The following is a 9,124-nucleotide window of genomic DNA, read 5'->3' as shown; positions in this document are numbered from 1 at the left end:
CTTGCATGTGTTAAGCCTGCCGCCAGCGTTCAATCTGAGCCATGATCAAACTCTTCAGTTAAAATCATTTTGAAGTTTTAATCTAAACTTCCAAATCTGGCTCATCAATTTTCTGACTTAAATTTCGCTCAAATAAACTTCGAGTAATTTAAACCAATCAATCAATGAAAATAATTTCGATCAATCAATCAGTAAAAATCCACACAAGTTGTTCTTCATAATCTCTTAATGATCTTCTGTTATTTCGTCAATAACAGCACCAATTCAATCAACACTGCGTTGGTGTGCAGCGTATTCTATACAGTTTTTGAATAGACGCAATATGTTTTTAGGTTTTTTTTCAAAAAAAGTATCATCCGCCCAAGTTTTAAGCGCATTTGATATTTTTATCACACTTTTCTTATGATTTGTCTTTTTTTTGCACGTTGCTAAATTTTTTTTTAAATAAATCCTTTTAAAGCGATAACAAAAAACAACCAGCTCAATTGAGCTGGTTGCAAATTTATATTAATTGGCTTGTTCTGCAAGCCATGACATGAATTTTTGTCGCTCTGCTTTACTGGCTTGTTGCCATAATTGAATCAATTGTTGCTCTTTGCCCTGTGTTTGTTTTTGTGTAGGCAATGTGGCTGGGGTAGTTTTATCAGATGGCAACACTGCTGCCGCGGTATAAACTGCCGCTGGCTGATTCACAGCCGTAGTGTTTTGAGTTGCATCTACTGTTTTGTTGCGTAAGCTACTACTTAGCCAACCAGTTGAACTTGCTTTGGCACCTGTTTGTTGTACTAACAATTGATTCTTTTGATTATACAATCCAACGCTAGGTTGATCTTTAAACTCTTTTGCAGCATCGAAATCTTTAGGTGGATTTACCAAAGCAAGTCGATAGTTTTCACTATCTTGAAGAATTGGAGTTTTGAGCGTAATAACACCCGATTTTAAAATATCGTGCGCACCATTATGATGTTCAAAATATTGTTGATACCGCAAGTTAATGACATTTTCACCCGCATTAACTTTCACTTGTTGTGCAGAACTGAATAAACCTGAACGAATTTCTTGATCATTTACAGCGAGTAACTTAATTTCTTCTGGTACTGCAATGGTTACTGCTGAAAATGCTGAACTACAAGCCATCAATGCAATAGTTGCTACGCCTAATTTAAATGCCATATTTCACTCTGTATCATTTATTAAAGTTTGATTGCACTATGCAATGTATAAATGACAGTTTTATGACAATTAATGGTTTCAAGCATTTTCACATGAATAAGGAAGTTGCTAAAACACATCATTAACACCCCCTCGAATCAAAAAAAAGTAGGATGAATCATCACCCTACTTTTTAGTCTGTGCAGTATGTATTGCTAGAGCTTAGTTAAAGCTTTTGAAACGTTCTGCATCATCCATAAATGTTTTTTCACCCGCAGGTGCTTCAATTGAACCAAACACCAATTGAGCACGTAGTTTCCAGTTTGCTGGAATGTCATAAGTTTGAGCAACTTCTTCATCTACGATTGGGTTGTAGTGCTGTAATGATGCACCTACATTGATTTCTGATAACGCTGTCCACACTGCGAATTGTGCAATCCCTGTTGAATGCTCTGACCATACTGGGAAGTTGTCTGCATATAGGGGAAATTGTTCTTGTAGACCTTTTACAACATCCTGATCTTCGAAAAATAATGCTGTGCCAAAACCTGCACTAAAGCTGTTAATTTTTGCTTCTGTGTTTTCAAATGCGTCTGCAGGAACTATTTTACGTAAAGTTTCTAAAACGATATTCCAGAATTGCGTATGCGAAGCACCGTATAAAGTCACAACACGTGAAGTTTGCGAGTTAAATGAAGACGGGCTTAAACGAACCGCTTGTTTAATGGTGCTTTCAATAGTTGCCTGATCTACAGGAACGTTTTTACCAAGTGCATAGATTGAGCGACGTTTTTCTAATTGATTCAAAAAAGACATTTTTGATTCCTCTGCAGTATTTTGTAGAAATTGGTTTATTACAGCGATATTAAGTCTTTTATTCAGCATAAACATTACATAAAATACGACAGTGTGTTTTATGTATAGAACGATTATAGTTTTATAAAGTGACAAATGTATGTGACTGCATCTATACACCTATTCTACAGATACAGCCTTTTGCAACATAATATACTGCGGTTCGCTCTTTGTGGCGCATAATAAGAAGCTGATTTGACCAATCTTAATCAAATGCTGTCATTTAGGCATAAAGTTTAAATTGATTTTGATAGTTTGCATGACACCTCTCGGTTGCTTCTTCTTCAATTGATCCAAAAACAAGTTGTGAGCGTAATAGCCATGTATTTAGAATATCAAAATGCTCTGCCACAGCGTGGTCTATGCTTTGATTAAAATGTTGTAAAGATGCACCCACACCTGAATCTGCCAGTGCTGTCCACACCACAAATTGCGCCATGCCTGAAGTTTGCTCCGACCAAATTGGAAATTCTGCAGCATGAAATAGAATTTTCTTTTGCAATTGACGAATAACTTGTTGATCTTCATAGAACAATACCGAGCCAAAAGCTGCTGCACATTGTTCAATTTTCATTTTAGTACCTGTTAAAATCTGCTTGGGTACAAATTGGCGTTGCAAGTCCTACACTAAATTCCAAAACTTTTTATGCGATTCAGAAAACAAGCCTACTTTGTGAATGATGTGCCGATGGGCAGCTAAGCACAGCTTCCTGAATCAGCTCGGCCCTATACGTTTGGCTAAAATGGATGCGTTTACCTAAAGCATAAATACTACGGCGCTTTTTAAATTGATCGATGAAAGTCAGTTCATTACCGTCATGGTTCAGCTTTTTCTTAAGCTTAAAGTCTTTCGTGATATCTGCTGTAAGCACATACTCATTTTGACTGCCCAAAAAAATCAATCTAATATTTTTCTTATTCTATCTAGACGGATGTGCTTTTATTCACATTCGTATTTTTAGCTGCTGCTTTATACAACACTCAAACCGGCTAAAAACAACAAACTCCGCATTTTGCGGAGTTTGTATGAAACTTACAGCATTTTATATTTTTAAGCTTTAAAACTTATTTCTCAGTTTCAAACAGTGCCGCAACAAAAGACTTTGCCGAGAATGGACGTAAATCATCAATTTTTTCACCCACACCGATAAAGCGAATTGGCACGTGGGTACGGCTTGCAATGTTAAATAACACGCCACCTTTTGCAGTACCATCTAATTTGGTAATGGTGATACCGGTTAAGCCAACAGCCTCATCAAACATTTCAACTTGATTAATGGCATTTTGACCTGTGCCTGCATCTACCACCAACATTACTTCATGCGGTGCGGTCGCATCAATTTTTTGCATTACACGCTTAACTTTAGTCAATTCTTGCATCAGGTTGCTTTTGTTATGCAACCGTCCTGCAGTATCTGCAATTAACACATCAATGCCTTTGGCACGCGCACTTTCAAAAGCATCGAAAATAACAGAAGCACTGTCTGCACCGTGACCTTGTGCAACAACGGCAACGTCGTTACGCTCACCCCAGATTTGCAATTGTTCAGTCGCTGCGGCACGGAAAGTATCCCCTGCGGCTAACATGACTTTTTTACCTTCACCCTGTAAGCGTTTTGCTAACTTACCAATGGTTGTAGTTTTACCTACACCATTCACACCCACGACTAAAATCACATAAGGGGTTTTATTGGCATCAATATGTAAAGGTTTTACCCGTGGTGCGAGCAAAGCCACCAATTCTTCTTGCAAAGCCTTGTATAAAGAATGCGAATAAATTAAGTCACCACGCGCAGTACGCTCGGTCAAATTGGCAATAATGGTTTTGGTTGCATCTACACCAATATCTGCAACCAACAATTGTTCTTCGACTTCTTCTAATAATTCATCATCAATTTCTTTACCGCCAATCAGAATATTCACCATGCCATCGGCAAAGTTTTTTCGGGTTTTGGTTAACCCTTCTTTCATGCGACTAAAGAAACCACCTTTCGCAAGTGCTTCCGTGTCTGATGATGTTTCTGCAGCAGGTTCAGACGTTGCTGCTTGTTGTAGAGGTGTTGTTTCAACAATCGGAACATTTACCGCTGGTAAATTCGGTAATGTGACATCATCATCTCCGATATCAGCATCAATCAAAAATTTATTTTGCCCATTAGATTGCTGTTGCATGCCGAATCCTTGAAAAGCATTGCGTTAAAAAATCGGATTCTAACATAAACCAATTGCTTTTACCTCGTATTCCAACCACATAGCTGCATACAAAAAATACCTAAAGCAATCCTTGCCTTTCCCCTTTAATTTTTGAAAGATAAGCCGATAACGATTGATCTCCACTTGCTTATGTTCCAATTTTCGATGAAGTCTGTTTGTGCGTTGCTTTTAGGTTTAACAACTTCAATTTGCCATGCAGAAGTTTTAACTGCGAATAACACTTTTGAAACCACGCTAAACAATGGTTTAAAAGTCATTATTCGTGAAGACCATCGTTCTCCTATGGTGATGACACAAATTTGGTACAAAGTAGGCAGTAGCGATGAGTCGGGAAATACACTGGGTATTTCGCACGTACTTGAACACATGATGTTTAAAGGTACAGCCAAAGTACCGAATGATGAATTTACCCGTTTAAGTCGTATTTATGGTGGTAGTGTCAATGCAGCGACCTTTACCAATTACACCAATTATTATCAGCTCTATCCAAAAACTTATTTCCCACTGGCTTTAGAGTTGGAAGCCGACAGAATGAGTAATTTGTTGCTTCGCCAACAAGATTTTGAGCCTGAAATTAAGGTGGTGATGGAAGAACGACGGCAACGTACCGATGATAATCCACGGGCTTTGGCTTTTGAACGCTTTAAATGGATTGCCTACCCAACCAGCCATTACCGCCAACCCATTATTGGTCACATGAAAAACTTGCAAAGCATTCAGCTGCAAGATGTACAGGCGTGGTACAAAAATTGGTATCGCCCCAATAATGCTATTTTAGTGATTGTGGGCGATGTAGATCATCAAACCGCATTGTTGCAAGTCCAAAAGTATTTTGGAGATATTCCGAAAGCACCTACGCCACCACGTAATGATGTGTTGGAGTTTGAACAATTAGGTTATCGGCACATGGAATTGTCTGCGGCTATACAAGTTCCTAATTTATATATGGCTTGGAATGTCGGCTCACTAGCAACAGCCAAAAATCCTCAAGATGCCTTTGCGCTCACCATCATCAAACAACTATTAGACAGTGGAATTACTTCACGTTTAGAACAGCGCTTGGTCAGAAATAATAAGATACTTAGCTCCATCAGTGTCAGTTATGATCCGTATCAACGTGGGGACAGTTTGTTTAGTATTTCGGCATTGCCTGCAGCAGGTGTAACGTTAAGCGAAGCGCAGGCCGCGATTCAAAACGAAGTGGATACGCTAAAACAGGATTTGGTCAATTCAAGTGAAATTGAGCGCGTGGTGACTCAATTTGTGGCCAATTGGATTTATAGTCAGGATGATTTGGCAGGACAAGCCCGAACCATTGGCAATTTGGAAGTCAATGGATTCAGTCACCGTTTAATCGATGTTTTACCACAACACTTCCAAGCCATTACTGCCCAAGATCTGCAACGTGTTGCGCAAAGTTACTTTAACAAAGACAGACTTAGCACCTTGTATTTATTGCCTCAAAGCACTACACCTTAAACTGTGATTTTCATGAAAAAGCATTTATTTTACACGCTTATTTTAAGCACGAGTTTTGGTCTATGTTCTGCTAGCTTTGGGATGGAAACTGCCACCACAGCAGCGCATGATTTTGCTGAAACAGCCGTAAGCACGCCTTTGCAATCTCTGAACTTGCTGCACAGTTTAAATGCTGTAAATGAATTGGTCGATGTTCGCGCTCCACAGGTGCATGAATTAAAAAATCATCGAAACGTACGCACTTTATTTGTCGAAAATCCTGCTTTGCCAATGGTTGATATTCAACTGACTTTTAATGCAGGTTCTGCCCGCGATGCAGAAATTGAAAAAGGTTTATTTGGCGTTGCCAATATGGCAGCGCAACTGATGGATGAAGGTACTAAAAGTTATAAGGCTGAAGAAATTGCCGCAGCCTTTGAAACCACAGGCGCACGTTTTAGTACCACGGCGTACCGCGATATGTTTGTGGTACGGCTAAGAACACTCTCTGATCCGCAGAAAATGCAAACTGCCGTCAAAATGATGTTGGAAATACTAAAAAACTCGACTTTTGAGCGCTCCAATATCCAGCGGATGCAAAGCAATACACAAATCGGACAAAAACAACTGCAAGAAAATCCAAGCCGTTTAATGAATATTCGCTTATATCGCGCAATTTACGGACAACATGCCTATGCAGAACCCATTACAGGCACCAATGGCAGTATCAAACGGATTCAACCAACGCACTTACAACAATTTAGAGATCAGTTTCTGGTCGCGCAAAATATGAATATTGCCATTACAGGCAAATTAACCTTAAAAGAAGCAGAAAAACTTGCCAACACTATAAGCACACATATTGTCCAAGGTACTGCAGCAACAGCTTTGCCACGGCCTACACCTGCAACACGGTTCAACATCCAGCATATTCCTTATCGCTCACAACAAGCGCATGTGAGTATTGCGCAACTTGCGACCACACGCGATGATCCTGATTATTTGGCTTTGGAAATTGCCAATAAAATGCTAGGTGGCAGCAGTTTCAATTCTATTTTGATGAAAGAATTACGAGTAAAACGTGGCTACACTTACGGTGTTAGCAGTTCGTTTCGGTTTACCCAAGCAGCGGGTTTATTTAGCTTAGACTATTCTACGCGCCAAGATCAGTTACTCGATAGTATTCAGGTCGCTCACCAAAGCTTAATTCAATTTGTGCAACAGCCCATCAATTTGGAGCAATTAAAAGAAACCAAAGCAGGTTTAATTCGTGCTTTTCCTAATCAATACAGCAGTAATGCCAGTATTAATGCCCAGCTTGGACACATCGGTTTTTATCGGCTTCCTGCAAATTATTTAAGTGATTATGCAGAACGCGTGGAGAAAATTACCGCAGAAGATGTACAACGTGCTGTTCGCAAACATTTACACCCAGATAGTTTAACTTTGGTGATTGTGAGCGAACATTTAGATAAAGCGGCATTGGAAAAAATGCTACAGGACAATTTACTTGCGGCCAATATCTTTAACACCGACACCGCGCAATATGAAAACGACGCCAATAGATAAAATTACTCTTGCACCAAGGCAGGAAGTTGTTGAGCCCGATCTTGCTCCATCTGATGTGCCTGCATCAATTTTAAATAATGCACATAACGAATTGGACGTTGATTGATTAAACGCACTGCCATGTCTTGGGTATTGGCATACATAGATTGTTGCGACAAACGCTCAACATTTTGAAATTGTTGCACCCCAACTGGGCGATAAAGCGCAACACTTGCTAAAGTTAAAATAATAAAAATGATACTCAGCACAACAATATTATAAATTTGCTCGAGTTTCAGTTGAGAAATAAATTGAATCGTTTTTTGAATTGCGTTGTGCATGACCTACCTCTAATCGCCTTAGTGTAGGATGCCCTTGTGAGTTGTACAAGTTAAACAGCTCAATTTTTACTGTATCGTCACGGTAAAAATTGAGCCTTTTTCTACAAATTCTACAAAGCATTCAGCTTTAGCCAATGGTGCCACGAATTACGGCAAAGTATAAAATCAATGCAATGACTGCAAGCACCAAGAAAATAGCAAATATACTGACACCGCCCTCTGCTTCGGCAGGATGCAGTTCGTCTTCATCTGCGATACGGAGTAATTCACCATCATAATTACGGTAAAATTCTATACGATCGCTTCGCTCTAAAGTCTTAGCAAAATCAGCCACACGTTTACGTTGCGCCAAGCAGTATTCACCTAAATGAACATCTCGACGGAAAATTGCCTCATCTAGTTTTTTACGGTGATGATGTGCCAACTCAATAATTTGTGAAGTCAATGGAGGTACATCAAAAGCACATCCGTCTACGGATCTTGTCATGTTATTCTCCTTTTTTATCATGCTTAGAGCTTTAGTTTAATCAAAATTAAACTTGTTAATGTTTAATCATGTAAACTTGAAATATGCTAATCAACCCCGATAATTATTTGACAATTCAATCAAATTGTAATATTAGTTTAACAATATAGTGTTAAATTGATATGAAGCCTAAAAGGTAGGCTCAAATAAGTAATCATAATTACAATAAGGAGTTTAATATGATTCAAACGATCTCTCACCATGACTTAGAGCATGTTTATGCAAATGCAGTGAACACGATTCATTCACAAATGAACTTCCAAGATGCGGTAAAACAACTCGAAGAAGCTGCACGCGCAGGACATGGTAAAGCAGCAATGTTCTTAGCAGAATTGTATTATCAAGGTTTCCGTGTAGAACGTGATTCTTTGAAAGCACAATACTGGCAAAACATGGCTACCATGCAAGCATAATAAAACGTCACTTAGGTGGCGTTTTTTTTGACCCTTTTTTAGAAACTTAAACTATAAATACATATTTATTTACGATTTTAAGCAAAGCTTAAACGGTATATTCATCAATTCTTTTTACAATATAGCCAAATTTTACAACCTTGCTTGATTATGAATCAGATTAACCAACTCCAACCTTTACCAAAGGATTTCCTGCTTAAAGTTACACTATTAAAATCAATGATGTACTGCGGTGTACTTTGGGGTTTATTCCATCAAGGTTGGGCAATGAGTTCAGATCACGATGATTATATTTTCCCTTTTTGGTTAAATGCGGTACAGGCGCATAAATATGCAGCAAAGCACTGGCCACAATACATTCCTCGTAAAATTTCCGCGCAGGATTTCGAGACTTCTTTATTACCAACGCTCACTCGTTTAAATGTCACTCCAACCTTATATGGTTCGTCAAGTCAAAAAATTAAACTGACCTCTTCACAAATGAAACATTTCTTTTTTAACGAATCTACGTTAAATATTGCTTAAATAGTAACGGAATAGCATTGATATAAAATTAACAATCGTGACGCTAAAGTATTTGCAATTTTAACATTTCACGTTACTTTAAAAGTCAAACA

The 9,124-nt window shown here is 38.6% G+C and carries 8 protein-coding genes and 2 pseudogenes; 4 read left to right on the top strand and 6 right to left on the bottom strand.

Going from position 1 to position 9,124, the window contains the following annotated elements:
* Positions 1-507 precede the first annotated feature (507 nt).
* The 4 genes and pseudogenes from L6C30_RS09500 to ftsY form a co-directional block, all read right to left on the bottom strand.
* The gene (locus L6C30_RS09500) at positions 508-1,173 is read right to left on the bottom strand and encodes a DUF2057 domain-containing protein (RefSeq protein ID WP_236162923.1); all 666 of its coding nucleotides are present in this window, start codon (positions 1,171-1,173) and stop codon (positions 508-510) included.
* A gap of 201 nt (positions 1,174-1,374) precedes the next feature.
* Positions 1,375-1,968 (bottom strand): nitroreductase family protein, encoded by a 594-nt coding sequence (locus L6C30_RS09495; RefSeq protein WP_236162924.1) that lies wholly within the window; start codon positions 1,966-1,968, stop codon positions 1,375-1,377.
* Positions 1,969-2,230: 262 nt separating this feature from the next.
* A pseudogene (locus L6C30_RS09490) lies at positions 2,231-2,906 on the bottom strand (hypothetical protein).
* Between the two features lie 166 nt (positions 2,907-3,072).
* A complete protein-coding gene (gene ftsY / locus L6C30_RS09485; protein WP_236162925.1) occupies positions 3,073-4,179 on the bottom strand; it encodes a signal recognition particle-docking protein FtsY in 1,107 nt (368 codons plus the stop codon).
* A gap of 186 nt (positions 4,180-4,365) precedes the next feature.
* Here ftsY and L6C30_RS09480 point away from each other — a divergent pair, with 186 nt between their 5' ends.
* Positions 4,366-5,700 (top strand): pitrilysin family protein, encoded by a 1,335-nt coding sequence (locus L6C30_RS09480; protein WP_236163394.1) that lies wholly within the window; start codon positions 4,366-4,368, stop codon positions 5,698-5,700.
* 12 nt (positions 5,701-5,712) lie between these two features.
* Positions 5,713-7,354 (top strand): annotated as a pseudogene (locus L6C30_RS09475) (M16 family metallopeptidase).
* Here L6C30_RS09475 and L6C30_RS09470 read toward each other — a convergent pair.
* Positions 7,251-7,568, bottom strand: coding sequence for a hypothetical protein (locus L6C30_RS09470; RefSeq protein WP_180064704.1), 318 nt, complete (start codon positions 7,566-7,568; stop codon positions 7,251-7,253). The pseudogene L6C30_RS09475 and the gene L6C30_RS09470 sit on opposite strands and share 104 nt — an antisense overlap.
* Positions 7,569-7,695: 127 nt before the next feature.
* Positions 7,696-8,055, bottom strand: a complete 360-nt coding sequence (locus tag L6C30_RS09465) for a hypothetical protein (RefSeq protein ID WP_180064703.1) — start codon at positions 8,053-8,055, stop codon at positions 7,696-7,698.
* A 218-nt stretch (positions 8,056-8,273) separates the two neighbouring features.
* Between L6C30_RS09465 and L6C30_RS09460 the strand changes: the two genes are divergently transcribed.
* Together L6C30_RS09460 and L6C30_RS09455 are read left to right on the top strand one after the other, a co-directional pair.
* On the top strand, positions 8,274-8,507 hold the full coding sequence (locus L6C30_RS09460) for a hypothetical protein (RefSeq protein WP_004976599.1): 234 nt from the start codon (positions 8,274-8,276) through the stop codon (positions 8,505-8,507).
* 150 nt (positions 8,508-8,657) lie between these two features.
* Positions 8,658-9,032, top strand: coding sequence for a DUF2750 domain-containing protein (locus L6C30_RS09455; protein WP_236162927.1), 375 nt, complete (start codon positions 8,658-8,660; stop codon positions 9,030-9,032).
* The last annotated feature ends 92 nt before the right edge of the window (positions 9,033-9,124 follow it).

Source organism: Acinetobacter sp. KAM396 (assembly GCF_021602765.1).
In the GTDB taxonomy this organism is placed as follows: Bacteria; Pseudomonadota; Gammaproteobacteria; order Pseudomonadales; family Moraxellaceae; genus Acinetobacter; species Acinetobacter towneri_A.
This window is presented reverse-complemented; position numbering and strand designations above follow the sequence as displayed.

Bases quoted from the DNA above. Each gene is read 5' to 3' on its own strand.
- L6C30_RS09500 (WP_236162923.1), bottom strand. From the start codon at position 1,173: ATGGCATTTAAATTAGGCGTAGCAACTATTGCATTGATGGCTTGTAGT.
- L6C30_RS09495 (WP_236162924.1), bottom strand. From the start codon at position 1,968: ATGTCTTTTTTGAATCAATTAGAAAAACGTCGCTCAATCTATGCACTT.
- ftsY (WP_236162925.1), bottom strand. From the start codon at position 4,179: ATGCAACAGCAATCTAATGGGCAAAATAAATTTTTGATTGATGCTGAT.
- L6C30_RS09480 (WP_236163394.1), top strand. From the start codon at position 4,366: ATGAAGTCTGTTTGTGCGTTGCTTTTAGGTTTAACAACTTCAATTTGC.
- L6C30_RS09470 (WP_180064704.1), bottom strand. From the start codon at position 7,568: ATGCACAACGCAATTCAAAAAACGATTCAATTTATTTCTCAACTGAAA.
- L6C30_RS09465 (WP_180064703.1), bottom strand. From the start codon at position 8,055: ATGACAAGATCCGTAGACGGATGTGCTTTTGATGTACCTCCATTGACT.
- L6C30_RS09460 (WP_004976599.1), top strand. From the start codon at position 8,274: ATGATTCAAACGATCTCTCACCATGACTTAGAGCATGTTTATGCAAAT.
- L6C30_RS09455 (WP_236162927.1), top strand. From the start codon at position 8,658: ATGAATCAGATTAACCAACTCCAACCTTTACCAAAGGATTTCCTGCTT.